This window comes from Streptantibioticus parmotrematis, from assembly GCF_019890615.1.
Taxonomy (GTDB): domain Bacteria; phylum Actinomycetota; class Actinomycetes; order Streptomycetales; family Streptomycetaceae; genus Streptantibioticus_D; species Streptantibioticus_D parmotrematis.
In genome coordinates this window covers 226,979-240,718 of sequence record NZ_JAINVZ010000002.1, presented here as the reverse complement: position 1 = coordinate 240,718, position 13,740 = coordinate 226,979, and the positions used below count along the sequence as shown (strand labels likewise).

At 72.5% G+C, this 13,740-nt stretch carries 14 protein-coding genes; 10 read left to right on the top strand and 4 right to left on the bottom strand.

Annotation, left to right across the window (positions count from 1 at the left end; translation table 11 throughout):
• Positions 1 to 30: 30 nt before the first annotated feature.
• Positions 31 to 855 (bottom strand): inositol monophosphatase family protein, encoded by an 825-nt coding sequence (locus K7472_RS03815; protein WP_222973831.1) that lies wholly within the window; start codon positions 853 to 855, stop codon positions 31 to 33.
• A 137-nt stretch (positions 856 to 992) separates the two neighbouring features.
• On the opposite strand from K7472_RS03815, the gene K7472_RS03810 reads away from it, so the two are divergent.
• The gene (locus K7472_RS03810) at positions 993 to 1,901 is read left to right on the top strand and encodes a LysR family transcriptional regulator (RefSeq protein WP_222973830.1); all 909 of its coding nucleotides are present in this window, start codon (positions 993 to 995) and stop codon (positions 1,899 to 1,901) included.
• 21 nt (positions 1,902 to 1,922) lie between these two features.
• Here the strand turns inward: K7472_RS03810 and K7472_RS03805 are convergent, their stop codons facing one another.
• Positions 1,923 to 3,032 (bottom strand): FAD-dependent oxidoreductase, encoded by a 1,110-nt coding sequence (locus K7472_RS03805; protein ID WP_222973829.1) that lies wholly within the window; start codon positions 3,030 to 3,032, stop codon positions 1,923 to 1,925.
• A 124-nt stretch (positions 3,033 to 3,156) separates the two neighbouring features.
• Between K7472_RS03805 and K7472_RS03800 the strand changes: the two genes are divergently transcribed.
• The 4 genes from K7472_RS03800 to K7472_RS03785 all read left to right on the top strand — a co-directional run bounded on the left by K7472_RS03800 (position 3,157) and on the right by K7472_RS03785 (position 7,322).
• Positions 3,157 to 3,750, top strand: coding sequence for a TetR/AcrR family transcriptional regulator (locus K7472_RS03800; RefSeq protein ID WP_222973828.1), 594 nt, complete (start codon positions 3,157 to 3,159; stop codon positions 3,748 to 3,750).
• A 233-nt stretch (positions 3,751 to 3,983) separates the two neighbouring features.
• Positions 3,984 to 4,991, top strand: a complete 1,008-nt coding sequence (gene deoC, locus K7472_RS03795; protein WP_372457914.1) for a deoxyribose-phosphate aldolase — start codon at positions 3,984 to 3,986, stop codon at positions 4,989 to 4,991.
• A 5-nt stretch (positions 4,992 to 4,996) separates the two neighbouring features.
• Complete coding sequence (locus K7472_RS03790) at positions 4,997 to 6,460, top strand: aldehyde dehydrogenase family protein (protein WP_222973827.1); 1,464 nt, start codon at positions 4,997 to 4,999, stop codon at positions 6,458 to 6,460.
• Complete coding sequence (locus K7472_RS03785) at positions 6,453 to 7,322, top strand: aldehyde dehydrogenase family protein (protein ID WP_222973826.1); 870 nt, start codon at positions 6,453 to 6,455, stop codon at positions 7,320 to 7,322. Before K7472_RS03790 ends, K7472_RS03785 begins: the two co-directional genes overlap by 8 nt.
• Before the next feature lie 102 nt (positions 7,323 to 7,424).
• Here the strand turns inward: K7472_RS03785 and K7472_RS03780 are convergent, their stop codons facing one another.
• Complete coding sequence (locus tag K7472_RS03780) at positions 7,425 to 7,784, bottom strand: hypothetical protein (RefSeq protein WP_222973825.1); 360 nt, start codon at positions 7,782 to 7,784, stop codon at positions 7,425 to 7,427.
• 192 nt (positions 7,785 to 7,976) lie between these two features.
• On the opposite strand from K7472_RS03780, the gene K7472_RS03775 reads away from it, so the two are divergent.
• Positions 7,977 to 8,639 carry a uridine kinase family protein gene (locus K7472_RS03775; protein ID WP_222973824.1) on the top strand — a complete coding sequence of 221 codons (663 nt, stop codon included), beginning with the start codon at positions 7,977 to 7,979 and terminating at the stop codon, positions 8,637 to 8,639.
• A 145-nt stretch (positions 8,640 to 8,784) separates the two neighbouring features.
• Here the strand turns inward: K7472_RS03775 and K7472_RS03770 are convergent, their stop codons facing one another.
• Entirely contained in the window at positions 8,785 to 9,600 is an 816-nt protein-coding gene (locus K7472_RS03770) for a SigE family RNA polymerase sigma factor (protein WP_222973823.1), read from the bottom strand.
• A gap of 300 nt (positions 9,601 to 9,900) precedes the next feature.
• On the opposite strand from K7472_RS03770, the gene K7472_RS03765 reads away from it, so the two are divergent.
• From K7472_RS03765 to K7472_RS03750, 4 genes are all read left to right on the top strand, one after another.
• Positions 9,901 to 10,578: a response regulator gene (locus K7472_RS03765; protein WP_222973822.1), complete on the top strand. Its 678-nt coding sequence runs from the start codon at positions 9,901 to 9,903 to the stop codon at positions 10,576 to 10,578.
• A complete protein-coding gene (locus K7472_RS03760; protein ID WP_222973821.1) occupies positions 10,476 to 12,209 on the top strand; it encodes a sensor histidine kinase in 1,734 nt (577 codons plus the stop codon). Before K7472_RS03765 ends, K7472_RS03760 begins: the two co-directional genes overlap by 103 nt.
• Positions 12,206 to 12,868, top strand: coding sequence for a hypothetical protein (locus K7472_RS03755; RefSeq protein ID WP_308013756.1), 663 nt, complete (start codon positions 12,206 to 12,208; stop codon positions 12,866 to 12,868). The genes K7472_RS03760 and K7472_RS03755 overlap by 4 nt, the downstream gene beginning before the upstream one ends.
• Positions 12,869 to 13,045: 177 nt before the next feature.
• Positions 13,046 to 13,621, top strand: a complete 576-nt coding sequence (locus K7472_RS03750) for a VanZ family protein (RefSeq protein ID WP_222973820.1) — start codon at positions 13,046 to 13,048, stop codon at positions 13,619 to 13,621.
• The last annotated feature ends 119 nt before the right edge of the window (positions 13,622 to 13,740 follow it).

Here is a 13,740-nt window from a genome sequence, read left to right as displayed (position 1 = left end):
TGGTCCTTTCCTGCGGGGTGTGGTGAGCGGTCAGCGGGAGAGCGTGGCCACGGCTTGGGCGTGGATGGCGGGTGTGGTGGCCAGGAGGCTCTCGCTCCGCGGGGTCCAGGGGCGGCCCTGGGCGTCGGAGATGTGTCCGCCGGCCTCGGTGACGAGCAGTGCCCCGGGCAGCAGGTCCGCGCGGGCGCCGGCGAACTGCCAGAAGGCGTCGATGCGGCCGGCGGCCACGTTCATCAGGTGCAGGGTCGCGGGCACGGAGGTGCGCACGACGAGCGCGTCGAAGAGCATGGCGGTGATGGAGGAGCCGACGCGCCGCACGACCTCGTCGTCCTCGTCGGGCCGGGCCTGGCTGGTGGCCACGATGCTCAGGCCGAGGTCCGCGGTCGCCGAGACGTGCAGCGGCCGGCCGTCGACGTGGGCGCCCGCGCCGGTGAGCGCGGTGTAGGTCTCGCCGGTCAACGGCAGGTGGACCACGGTGAGCACCGGCTGGTTCTCACGCACGAGGGTCGCGGTCACCGCCCATTCCGGCAGGGCGTGCAGGTGGTTGACGTTGCCCTCGGCCGGATCCACGACCCACCATTCGCCGGACGGCAGCGCTCCGCCGTCCAGTTCGTCCTCCACCCAGCCGGCGTGCGGGCGCAGCTGCGCCAGGCGCGGGCGCAGGATGTCGAGGGCCGTGTCGTCGTTGGCGGCCAGCGCGCGCATCAACTCCTCGCGACTCCGGTAGCCGACTACTTCGCCGAAGCGCTCGCGCAACGCGGAACCGGCCGCACGCACGGCGATCGCGGTCTGGGCAAGCACCTCGGCGTCGGAGGCAGTGACGTCAGCGTCGGCACCCTGAAGGGTTTCGGACATGGTGAACTCCCTTGCGAATAGGGGGTGATGGGGCCGTTCGGGCCGAACCACGCGCTCTGTTCAGCGCTCTGCTCGCGACGGTATACAGCCCCTTGATTAACTTCAAATGCATGTAAAGCATGACTAGGATTACTCACATGCAATTGGACTTGAACCTGCTCGCCGCGCTCGACGCTCTGCTGGAGGAGGGCAGTGTGGCCGGGGCGGCCGCACGCCTGCATGTCACCGCCCCCGCGATGAGCAGGAGCCTGGGCCGAATCCGGTGCACCACCGGGGACCAGATCCTGGTACGCACCGGCCGCACGATGACCCCGACGCCGTACGCGATCGCCGTCAGGGAACAGGTGCACGAGCTGCTGCACCAGGTCCACGGAGTGCTGGCGCCGAGTCGTGAACTCGACCTGGCAACGCTGGAGCGCACCTTCACCCTCCGCTGGCACGACTCCCTGGTCGCCCTGAGCGGCCCCGCACTGCTCTCGGCCGTACGCGAACAGGCGCCGGGCGTGCGCTTGCGCTTCGTCGCGGAATCGAGCATCGACACCCCCGGGTTGCGGCGGGGCGAGGTCGACCTGGAGGCGAATGCCAACCGCCCGAGCGCACCGGACATCCATGCCGAGAACGTGGGCGAGGACCGAATCGTCGTCGTCGTGAGGCAGGGACACCCCCTCAGCCGCGTCAGGACCGTTACCGCGAAGCGGTACGCCGCCGCTGAGCACGTCACCGTCTCTCGGCGCGGAAGCCTCAGCAATGCCCTCGACGACGCCCTCGCGCGGCTCGGCCTCACCCGCCGCGTGGTGGCGACCGTGCCCACGGAAGCGGCCGCGCTGGAGTTCACGCGCGGCTCCGATCTCCTGGTCTGCGTCCCCGAAGCCACCACGCGCTCCGCGGTCGCCGACCTCGGCCTGGTCGTGCTCCCCCTACCACTCGAACTGCCGTCGGCACCGATATACCTGTCGTGGCATCAGCGCTACGACACCGACCGCGCCCACGCCTGGCTGCGCGGGCTGGCGCGAACCGCGCTGGCCACGGGCGGAGCGTCCGCATAGGCGGCGCCGTCTCGCCGTGGTTCAGGTGGCCGTTGCGGGAACCAGGTTGTCGAGCCCTTTCGCACTGCCCGTCGCGGCTTCTTTCGAACGCGGCAGCATGATGCTCTCGTAGGCGCGGACGGCGTCGTCGACGCCGGATTCGGTGACGAGGGCGTGGGCGAGGTCGGCGCCGTCGAGCATGGCCAGGTTCGCGCCCAGACCGACGGGTGGCATCAGATGCGCGGCGTCGCCGAGGAGCGTGACGCCGGGAACGTGGTCCCAGGTGTGCGGGGCGGGCAGGACGAACAGGGACCGATGGATGAACCCGTGGTCGCTGTTGCTCAGGATGTAGCGCAGGCTCTCGTCCCAGTCGTCGAACAACCTCAGCAGATGTGTGCGCACGGCCCGCTGGTCGTCAGGGGCGATCCCGGCGGCCTCGTGCCAGTCCTCGGGTGCGCGGAGCGCGATGTAGGCGCGGATGTGGCCGTTGCTGTTGCGCTGGGCGACCAGAGTCCTGCCGACGCCTTTGGCCAGCATCGATCCGTTGCCGACCAGCCGCGCGAGGTCGGGATGGCGGGTGTCGCAGTCGTCGAACCCGGTCTCGACGAAGGTGACTCCGGTGTAATCGGGTACGGCGGGCGACAGGGCCGGGCGGACGCGTGACCAGGCGCCGTCGGCGCCGACCACCAGGTCGAAGTCCTCGGTGGTGCCGTCGCGGAACAGCAGTCGGCAGGTTCCGTCCGCGAGCGGGGTGGCACCGCCCACGGCGCGGTCCCAGCGCACCGCGCCTTCGGTGAGCGAGTCCAGGAGCAGGCCACGCAGCTGGCCCCGGTCGATCTCCGGCCGGCCACCGTCGGCCGTCGGCCCCTGCCGCGCCAGGAGGGCGGCGGTGGCGAAGTCGAGCACACGCCACTCGTCACCTTCGGGACGGGCGAGGGCGTGGAACCGGTCGAGGAGCCCCGCCGTACCGAGCGCGGCCTGGCCGGTACCGGGATGCATGTCCAGGGAGCCGCCCTGCGGGCGGGCATCGGCGGATACCTCGCGTTCGAAGACGGTGACGGAGCGACCGTGGTGCTGGAGGACGCGGGCGCAGGTGAGGCCGCCGAGACCGGCGCCGACGATCGCGATGCGGGGATCACGAGCAGAGTTCATGGGAGTGTCCCTCGGGTGGTGGATCAGCCGCCGGGAGACCCGGCACCACCAAGAAACCACACTCACCACGTAAGTGCAATGACTCAACTTTCGAAGTGAATACGCTTCGAGGTATGGTGGGCAGGTGACCGAACCGACCGGGCGCCGCGAGCGCAAGAAGGCCCAGACCCGCCAGTCCCTGGCCGACGCCGCACTCGAACTCTTCCTCGACCGCGGCTACGACCAGGTCGGCGTCAAAGACATCGCCGACCGCGCCGACGTCTCGGTGACCACCCTGTTCAAACACTTCTCCGGCAAGGAAGCCCTGGTCTTCGACCAGGACGACGACCTGGAAGCAGAGCTCGTCGCCGCCGTGCGCGAACGCGCCCCGGGCCAGTCGGTCCCGCAGGCGCTGCGCGAGCACATCCTGCTGAAGCAGACCCAGCTCGCCGTCCATGCCGCCGACCCGCGGTTCGCCGACTTCACCCGCCTGGTACAGGAGACCCCCGCGCTGCGCGACTACGCCCACCGCATGTGGACGCGCCACGAAGCGGCCCTGGCCGGGGCCATCGCCGAAGCGACGGATGCGCCCGAGGACGACGTCAGCTGCGCCGCCCTGGCCCGGTTCGCCCTGGAGGCCCGCAGCCTCGTCCTGCGGCACCCCGAACCGCACCGAGCCGCCGACCAGGTCTTCGCGCTGCTCGAACACGGCTGGGCAGCCTCCCACCCGAGCGACTGACCGGGCCGCCAGGCGCCCCGCGGTGCGCTGTGGCGGTGCGCGCGCCGGGACCTCGGCGAGGCCCCTCCGTGCGACATCGCCCCTCGATACCCCGTCGGCCCTCATCGCACGGGCCCGGCCGATGAGCCGGATGGCGTTGTACCTACCGGCGGTCCGGGTGGCCCGCGCAGGGCCACCCGGAACCCCGGGGGGGTGACAGCCGCTACGCGCGTAGATATGCTCGGGTGGTGACCATGCCCCAGTCCATCCCCCAGACGGTCCCCGCCCACGGCCCCGACGCCGCCGCGCGGCTGGCGTCCATGGCGGACGTGACCGCCTCCGATGCCGCGCTGCGCCGGTTCCTGCACGGGCTGCCCGGTGTCGACGCGGTCGGCCTCGAAGGCCGGGCCGCGATGCTCGGTACGCGTTCGATCAAGACGACGGCCAAGGCCTACGCCATCGATCTGGCCATCTCGATGATCGACCTGACGACCTTGGAAGGCGCCGACACCCCCGGCAAGGTCCGGGCGTTGTGCGCCAAGGGCGTCAGCCCCGACCCGACCGACCGCACCACCCCGAGGGTCGCCGCGATCTGCGTGTACCCGGACATGGTGGAGACCGCCAAGGCCGCGCTCGCCGGTTCCGGCGTCCACGTCGCCTCGGTCGCCACCGCCTTCCCGGCCGGCCGGGCCGCGCTGCCCGTCAAGCTGGCCGACACCGCGGACGCGGTCGCCGCGGGGGCGGACGAGATCGACATGGTCATCGACCGCGGTGCCTTCCTGGCCGGCCGCTACCTGTCCGTCTTCGAAGAGATCAAGGCGGTCAAGCAGGCGTGCGCGAGGGAGGACGGCAGCGCCGCCCACCTCAAGGTGATCTTCGAGAACGGCGAGCTGTCCACGTACGACAACATCCGCCGCGCCTCGTGGCTGGCGATGCTCGCGGGCGCCGACTTCATCAAGACCTCGACCGGCAAGGTCGCCGTCAACGCGACGCCGCCGGGCACCCTGCTGATGCTGGAGGCGGTCCGCGACTTCCGCGCGGCGACCGGCGTGCAGGTGGGCGTCAAGCCCGCAGGCGGCATCCGCACCTCCAAGGACGCGATCAAGTACCTGGTGATGGTGAACGAGACGCTCGGCGAGGAGTGGCTGACCCCCGAGTGGTTCCGCTTCGGCGCCTCCAGCCTGCTGAACGACCTGCTGATGCAGCGTCAGAAGCTGAGCACCGGCCGGTACTCCGGTCCCGACTACGTGACGGTGGACTGATCACGATGACCTCCCCCTTCAGCTACGCGCCCGCCCCCGAGTCGCGGTCGGTCGTCGAGATCGCGCCGTCCTACGGGCTGTTCGTCGACGGCGAGTTCCGCGAGGCGGCGGACGGCAAGGTCTTCAAGACCGTCAGCCCCTCCTCCGAGGAGGTGCTCTCCGAGGTCGCGCAGGCCGGTGCCGCCGACGTGGACGCCGCCGTGGGCGCCGCCCGCAAGGCGTTCGAGAAGTGGTCCGCGCTGCCGGGCGCCGAGCGCGCCAAGTACCTGTTCCGCATCGCCCGGATCGTCCAGGAGCGCTCGCGCGAACTGGCCGTGCTGGAGTCGCTGGACAACGGCAAGCCGATCCGCGAGTCGCGCGACGCCGACCTCCCGTTGGTCGCCGCGCACTTCTTCTACTACGCGGGCTGGGCCGACAAGCTCTCCCACGCGGCCCTCGGGCGGAGCCCGATGAACGGCACGAGCGGCACGGACCCGAAGCCGCTGGGCGTCGCGGCCCAGGTCATCCCGTGGAACTTCCCGCTGCTGATGCTGGCGTGGAAGGTCGCCCCGGCGCTGGCCTGCGGCAACACGGTCGTGCTCAAACCCGCCGAGACCACGCCGCTGTCCGCGCTGTTCTTCGCCGACATCTGCCGCCAGGCGGGCCTGCCCAAGGGCGTCGTCAACATCCTCACCGGTGACGGCTCGACCGGCGCGGAGCTGGTGGCCCACCCGGACGTGAACAAGGTGGCGTTCACCGGCTCGACGGAGGTCGGCAAGGCGATCGCGCGCACCGTCGCGGGCACCCGCAAGAAGCTGACCCTCGAACTCGGCGGCAAGGCGGCCAACATCGTCTTCGACGACGCCCCGGTCGACCAGGCCGTCGAGGGCATCGTCAACGGCATCTTCTTCAACCAGGGCCACGTGTGCTGCGCGGGCTCGCGCCTGCTGGTGCAGGAGTCGGTCGCCGACCAGGTGCTGGACGCGCTCAAGCGGCGGATGGCGACGCTGCGGGTGGGTGATCCGCTGGACAAGAACACCGACGTTGGCGCCATCAACTCGGCCGAGCAGCTGGCCCGGATCACCGCGCTGGCCGAGGCGGGCGAGGCGGAGGGCGCCGAGCGCTGGGCCCCGGCCTGCGAACTGCCGTCCTCCGGTTACTGGTTCGCCCCGACGCTGTTCACCGGCGTCACCCAGGCGCACCGGATCGCCCGCGAGGAGATCTTCGGCCCGGTGCTGTCGGTGCTGACCTTCCGTACGCCCGCGGAGGCGGTGGAGAAGGCCAACAACACGCCGTACGGGCTGTCGGCCGGCATCTGGACCGAGAAGGGCTCGCGCATCCTGTGGATGGCCGACAAGCTGCGCGCGGGCGTGGTGTGGGCCAACACGTTCAACAAGTTCGACCCGACCTCGCCGTTCGGCGGCTACAAGGAGTCGGGCTTCGGCCGCGAGGGCGGCCGGCACGGTCTGGAGGCCTACCTCGATGTCTGAGTCGCGCTTGAACGTCCTCAAGACCTACAAGTTGTTCGTCGGGGGCAAGTTCCCCCGGTCCGAGAGCGGGCGGGTGTACGAGGTGTCGGACGCCAAGGGCAACTGGCTCGCCAACGCGCCGCTGGCCTCGCGCAAGGACGCGCGGGACGCGGTGGTGGCCGCGCGCAAGGCGTTCGGCGGCTGGTCGGGGGCGACCGCGTACAACCGCGGCCAGGTCCTCTACCGCGTCGCGGAGATGCTGGAGGGCCGCCGCGAGCAGTTCGTCCGCGAGGTGGCCGACGCGGAGGGGCTGTCGAAGTCCAAGGCGGCGGCGGTCGTGGACTCAGGCATCGACCGCTGGGTCTGGTACGCGGGCTGGACGGACAAGATCGGGCAGATCGCGGGGGCCGCGAACCCGGTGGCCGGACCGTACTTCAACCTGTCGACCACCGAGCCGACCGGCGTGGTCACGGTGCTGGCGCCGCAGGACTCCTCGTTCCTGGGCCTGATCTCCGTGCTGGCGCCGGTGATCGCGACCGGCAACACCGCGGTCGTGGTGACGTCGTACGAGGCGCCGCTGCCCGCGCTGTCGCTGGCGGAGGTGCTGGCCACCTCGGACGTGCCCGGTGGCGTGGTGAACGTGCTGTCCGGCAAGGCGTCGGAGATCGCGCCGCACCTGGCCGCGCACGCGGACGTCAACGCGATCGACCTGACCGGCGCGGACGCCGACCTGGCGCGTGAGCTGGAGGTCGCGGCGGCGGAGAACCTCAAGCGGGTGCTGCGTCCCGCGGTGACCGCCGAGGACTGGACGGCGGAGCCGGGCACCGAGCGGCTGCTGGCGTTCCTGGAGACGAAGACGGTCTGGCACCCGATCGGGGTGTGAGCGCGGCCCTCTTCAGGGCGACCCTCTTCGGAGTGAACGAAGGCGGCGGTCCGTGTGCGTGACGGACCGCCGCCTTCGGCGTGTGCGCGGGGAGATGTCCGCTCAGCCGGGCAGCAGGTTGGTGACCTCGCCGACCAGCGGCAGCTGGGACAGCGAGTCGCCGTCGGTCAGCGGGCCGGTGACCGTCTGGGTGCCGACCGGCTTGAAGTCGGCGATCTGGGTGCCGACGCCGTTGGTCAGCGGGTCGACGGTGGTGCGGGCCAGCGGGTCGAGCTGGAGGTGCTTGACGGGGGCGACGCCGCTCTCCAGTCCCTGGATCGTGCCGCCCACCACGTCGTCGGCGCCGGGCAGTTGGCTCGCCTGGGCGGCACCCGCGCCGGCGGCCAGGGCGGCCCCGGCCGCCGACAGGGCGAGTGCGGTACGCAGCAGGGCGCGGGAGGCGGACGTGGTGCGGAACGACATGGGGTACCTGCCTGCCGGACGGTGCGGTGGTCTGTGCGGTCTTCTGCTTCGAGCCCGGACCGTAAGTCCGCTCATCGAACCGTACGATTAACGGGCATTACGGACACAACGCGCTGACCGCACAGCGTAGTTGATCCGGCGCGGTCGGTCCACCAGCGCTCGCGCGCGGCGGATGCGTCACACTGGTCTTCCGTGACCACCGCTGATCCCGCCGCCCCCGTCGCCGTGCCCACCGCCCGCGTCGTCCTGCTGACCGGGCCCTCCGGGTCGGGGAAGTCCACGCTCGCCGAGCGCACCGGGCTGCCGGTGCTCAATCTCGACGACTTCTACAAGGCCGCCGACGACCCCACGCTGCCCCAACTGCCGCACGGCGCGGGCCCCGACTGGGACTCACCGCTGTCGTGGCACGCGGACGCCGCGATGGCCGCGCTGGAGACGCTGGCGCGCACGGGGACCGCGCGGGTCCCGGTGTACGACATCGCGTCCAGCTCGATCACGGGCGACGCGGTCGTCGGGCTCGGCGGGGTGGGCCTGTTCGTGGCGGAGGGGATCTTCGCCGCCGAACTGGTCGCCCGGTGCGAGGCGGCCGGGCTGCTGGGCGCGGCGGTGTGCCTGCGCGGACGGCCGGTCGTGACGGCGTGGCGGCGGCTGCGGCGGGACCTGCGCGAGGGCCGCAAGTCGGTGCCGTACCTGCTGCGGCGCGGCTGGCGGCTGATGCGCGCCGAACGCGGCATCGTGGCCCGGCAGACCGCGCTGGGCGCGACGGCGTGCGACGACGGAGCGGCACTGGCCCTGATCACCCGCGCGGCGTTGACACCCTCACGGCGGCGGCCGGAGGCGTACGCGGTCCGGTAGGCGGCGGGGGCGCGTCGACCGCCCCCATACCGAAGGCGGTCGCGGGCGCCTTCGGGGCCCCATTTCCCCGCAAGCGCGCGCGACCGCCTGTTTTTCCCCTCGGCGCGGGGCCGTGCCCCGCGCCCCCTCGGTTCCCCCGGTCCTCTCAGGCCACCAGCTCGCCGAACGCCTCGTTCTCGTCGCGGCCCTGGGCCAGCGCCTGGTCGTCGCGCAGGCGGCGCAGCGAGCGCCAGATGCTGCTCTTGACGGTGCCGACGCTGATGCCCAGGATCCCGGCGATCTCCGGGTCGGTACGGCCCTCGTAGTAGCGCAGCACCAGCATCGTGCGCTGGGTCTCGGGCAGCTTGGCCAGCGCCTGCCACAGGACGGCGCGCAGCTCGGTGCCGTGCATCTCGTCGCTGTCGCCGACCGTCTCGGGCAGCTCCTCGGTCGGGTACTCGTTGAGCTTGCGGCGGCGCCAGGCGGAGATGTGCAGGTTGGTCATGGTGCGGCGCAGGTAGCCGCCCACCGCCGCCTTGTCGGTGATCCGGTCCCAGGCGCGGTAGGTGGAGAACAGCGCGCTCTGCAGCAGGTCCTCCGCCTCGTGGCGGTCACCGGTGAGGTGGTAGGCGGTCGCGTACAGGGAGGCGCGGCGTTCGGCGACGTAGGCGGTGAAGTCCGCCTCGCTCGAACGGCTCTTCCGCTCCCCCGTGGCCTCCCCGTACGCGGTGGCGGCGACCCCCGCGGCCCCGCCCTCGATCGCGGTCATGAACGGCGCGCGGTGGCGCACGGAACCGGACCCGACCGGCTGGCGTCCGGTACCTCGGGAGACCTCGGACCGCAGGCGCGGCGCGCACCCCCGCCCGCCCCTGCTCTGCGGCAGGAGGTGTCCCTCGGCACCGGACAGATTGTCGTTCCACTCGGCGGAGTGCGGGCGCTGCCGCACGATCGCGGCGGAGGTGGTGGTGTGCATGGCGCTCATCTCGGGACCCCCGTGGAGTGGAACCAGCTTCTGACGGTTTCGGCGGTGGTCGGCCGCCGTGGTGAAAAGACTGTCGGATCAGTTTCATGGGCCTGTCCGTCGAATGTCACAGCACCGTCACAGCGCGGCCCGCTACGCCGGGTGGACGTGACGCGACGGGCGGAAGAACCGTTCAACATCGACGCGCGGGCGTTTCCCCGTGACGCACGGTGAGCGCCGGGCGTTCCGGGGAGACCGGAGGGCGGAAGGGCGGACGGCGGCGGTCGTGGGCCGCCGGGGCCGTGCGACACAATGGCCTGCGTGCCCTACCTGTTGCTTATCGAGGACGACGACGCGATTCGTACCGGCCTCGAACTCGCCCTGACCCGACAGGGTCACCGTGTGGTGGCCGCCGCGACCGGTGAGGAGGGTCTGGAACGGCTGCGCGAGCAGCGCCCCGACCTGGTCGTGCTGGACGTGATGCTGCCGGGCATCGACGGGTTCGAGGTGTGCCGCCGCATCCGGCGTACCGACCAGTTGCCGATCATCCTGCTGACCGCGCGCAGCGACGACATCGACGTGGTCGTCGGCCTGGAGTCCGGCGCCGACGACTACGTGCTCAAGCCGATCCAGCCGCGGGTGCTGGACGCCCGCATCCGCGCCGTGCTGCGCCGGGGCGAGCGTGACAGCACCGACGCCGCCGCGTTCGGCTCGATCGTCATCGACCGCTCCGCGATGACCGTCACCAAGGACGGCGAGGACCTCCAGCTGACGCCCACCGAGCTGCGGTTGCTGCTGGAACTGAGCCGCAGGCCCGGACAGGCGCTGTCCCGCCAGCAGTTGCTGCGCCTGGTGTGGGAGCACGACTACCTCGGCGACTCCCGGCTGGTGGACGCGTGCGTGCAGCGGCTGCGGGCCAAGGTCGAGGACGTGCCGTCCTCGCCCCGGCTGATCCGCACGGTGCGGGGCGTCGGCTACCGGCTGGACCCGCCGCAGTGACGACGCGCTCCACGGCACGTCGTGCGCTGTCCTGGGTGACCCGGGTGCGGTTCGGCAGCCTGCGGCTGCGGCTGCTGGCGGTGTTCGCCGCGGTCGCGCTGACCGCGGCGGTGTCCGCGTCGGGCATCGCGTACTGGCTCAACCGCGACGCGGTGCTCACCCGCGCCCAGAACGCGGCGCTCGACGACTTCCGCGCCTCGATGACGCGCAACGTGGGCTCGCTCCCGGTGAACGCGCCCTGCGACGAGTTGCAGGAAGCCGCCGACCGGATGGCGAGCAACACCCAGAGCTACCAGGTCCTGCTGCTCGGCACGGACGTCAACGGCGCCCATTGCGCGGCCAGTTCGGGCCACGGCGCCTTCACGCTCGCCCAGGTGCCCGCCTCGCTGCGGACGGCCGTGGACAAGGCCCGGCCGCTGACCGACGGCAACCACGACGCGTACCACCTGTACTGGCAGCGCACGACGGCCGGCGGGCGCCCGTACCTGGTCGGCGGCGCGCGGATGATCGGCGACGGGCCGACCGGCTACATGTACAAGTCGCTGGCCGCCGAGCGCAGCGACCTCAACTCGCTCGCCTGGTCGCTGGGGATCGCCACCGCGCTGGCGCTGATCGGCGCCGCCCTGCTGGCGCAGGCCGCCGCGTCCACCGTGCTGCGGCCGGTGCAGCGCCTCAGCGTGGCCGCGCGCAGGCTGGGCGAGGGCAGGCTCGACACCCGGCTGCGGGTGTCCGGCACGGACGAACTGGCCGAGTTGTCAAGGACGTTCAACAACGCGGCGGAGGCGTTGCAGCGCCAGGTCGAGGATCTGAGCAACCGTGAGGCGGCCTCCCGGCGGTTCGTCGCCGACATGTCGCACGAACTGCGCACCCCGCTGACCGCCATCACCGCCGTCACCGAGGTGCTGGAGGACGAGGCGGACTCCCTCGACCCGATGATCGCCCCGGCGGTGCGGCTGGTGGTCACCGAGACCCGGCGCCTCGGCGACCTGGTGGAGAACCTGATGGAGGTCACCCGTTTCGACGCGGGCACCGCCAGGCTGCGCGTCGACGAGGTCGACGTCGCCGACCTGGTGACCGCCTGCATCGACGCCCGCGCCTGGCTGGACGCGGTCGAACTCGACGCGCCGCGCGGCATCCTGGTCCGCCTCGACCCGCGCCGCCTCGACGTCGTCCTGGCCAACCTGATCGGCAACGCCCTCAAGCACGGCGGCTCTCCGGTCCGCGTCACGGTACGCACCGAGGGCCCCGACGAAGGCGTGGCGCGAAGCGCCTCCGTCGAGGGTGGTGGTGGGAGAGGGACCGGACTGGTGGTGCGCGTCTCGGACAACGGGCCCGGCATCCCGGAAGAGGTGCTGCCGCACGTCTTCGACCGCTTCTACAAGGCGGACGCCTCCCGGGCCCGCAGCGAGGGCAGCGGCCTGGGCCTGTCCATCGCCATGGCGAACGCCCACATCCACGGCGGCGACATCACCGCCGCCAACCGCCCCGAAGGCGGCGCGGAGTTCACCCTGCGGCTACCGATCCCCCCGCCGGAAGGCGAGGAGCACGACGGCGACGACGACCACGGCGGCGACAACGGCGACGCGGCACACGACGGCCACAACGGCGAGGCGAACGGGGGGCAGCGGTGAGACGCACGACGACCGGCCCCGCCCACGAGACGACGGCGGCCGGGGCGGCGTCCCGGGCCGTGCGGCGGGCGCTGCGGCTGACGCTGGGCCTGGCGGTGCTGGGCGGCGCCGCGGCGGGCTGCGGGATCAGGGCCACGGCCGTGCCGGTGGACGCCGGGCCCGCGCCGACCCGGGTGTCGTGCGCGCTGCCGCGGGCGACAGCCCCGGGCGACACGTCGGGCCTGACGTCGGTCGAGGTCTACCTGGTGTGCAGCCAGCGGGTCTCGCCGGTCCAACGTGCCGTTCCGGAAAAGGCGTTGAACCAGTCGGACCGGCTGACGGCGGCGCAGCTGCTGCTGGCCGAGCTGGAGCGCAAGCCGGACCAGGCCGAGGAGAAGGGCGGCTTCGCCACCGAGGTGCCCGGCGGGCTCCAGGTGGTCGGGCCCGCGACCGGCGACCCGGCCGCGACGCTCCGCCTCGACCAGGACCCCGACGACCTGCCCTCGTACGCGATGGGCCAGCTGGTGTGCACCTTCGCGGGGACCCCGGCGGGCGACACGGGCCGCACGGTGGTGCTGGGCGGGCCCGACCCGCACGTCCCGCCGCGGCGTTACACCTGCGACGAGACGATGCGCACGGTGCCGGACGCGGGGACGACGGCGGGCAAGCCCGCGTCGTAGGACGCTCCCGCAGGACGAGGGAGGCGCGGCGGACGTGACCGGCGTCGCACCGGCTTTCACGGAACCGGCACTTCTACCGCGGCGTCCATACTTGACGTGCAGCGAGAAGTACTTTCCGTCGACGAGCGGACCACACGCAGCGGCGGGCGACAGCCGTCCCTGAGGTGGGCGCGTCCGGTGGGCGCCGCTCTCGTCGCACTCCACCTCGTCGCCGTCTACCTGCTGGCGCTGCGCCCGATGTCGGGCACCTGGGTCCCGGCCGGGAGCGTGGTGCCGCTGCACACCATCCGGCAGTACCTGGAACTCGGCCCGGCCGCCGCCGTGCACCACCTCGCCACCGGGCTGTCGCTGCTGGCGCCGCTGGGCGTGCTGCTACCGCTGGCCGGCGGGCGGGTGACCACTTCGGCGCCGGGCTCCTTCGCGCGCACCGCGTTCGGCGGGCTGATGCTGGCGTTCGGCGCGGAGGTCGTGCGGACCGGGATGGCCGGTTCGGTCTTCGACGTGGACGTGGTGCTGCTCAACACGCTCGGGGTGGTGCTGGCGCACCTCGCGGTGGTCCCGGCGGCCCGCGCGGCGCTGCGGCGGCGCGGCTACGGACAGGCCGCCGAGGCGTGGACGACCGACGCGGCCGTGGGGACGGCGGGAGCGGGCGCTGCGGGTTCGGGTCCGGTGGGTGCGGCGGGGCCGGGTCCGGTGGCGGGCGCGGGGGCCGGTTCCGGTGCCGCGATGCCGTCGGTGCGGCTGGTGCCGTAGCCCACGAGCCCCGGCCGCGACCGCGCGGGTACGCCAACGGGCCGCGCCCGTGAAGGAGCACGGCCCGTTTCCGGACATGCGACGCGCTCGCGGTCGGCGGCGCGTCGGTGCCGTTGGCG

Bases quoted from the DNA above. Each gene is read 5' to 3' on its own strand.
- deoC (WP_372457914.1), top strand. From the start codon at position 3,984: ATGCCCCAGTCCATCCCCCAGACGGTCCCCGCCCACGGCCCCGACGCC.
- K7472_RS03810 (WP_222973830.1), top strand. From the start codon at position 993: ATGCAATTGGACTTGAACCTGCTCGCCGCGCTCGACGCTCTGCTGGAG.
- K7472_RS03785 (WP_222973826.1), top strand. From the start codon at position 6,453: ATGTCTGAGTCGCGCTTGAACGTCCTCAAGACCTACAAGTTGTTCGTC.
- K7472_RS03805 (WP_222973829.1), bottom strand. From the start codon at position 3,032: ATGAACTCTGCTCGTGATCCCCGCATCGCGATCGTCGGCGCCGGTCTC.
- K7472_RS03815 (WP_222973831.1), bottom strand. From the start codon at position 855: ATGTCCGAAACCCTTCAGGGTGCCGACGCTGACGTCACTGCCTCCGAC.
- K7472_RS03770 (WP_222973823.1), bottom strand. From the start codon at position 9,600: ATGAGCGCCATGCACACCACCACCTCCGCCGCGATCGTGCGGCAGCGC.
- K7472_RS03790 (WP_222973827.1), top strand. From the start codon at position 4,997: ATGACCTCCCCCTTCAGCTACGCGCCCGCCCCCGAGTCGCGGTCGGTC.
- K7472_RS03780 (WP_222973825.1), bottom strand. From the start codon at position 7,784: ATGTCGTTCCGCACCACGTCCGCCTCCCGCGCCCTGCTGCGTACCGCA.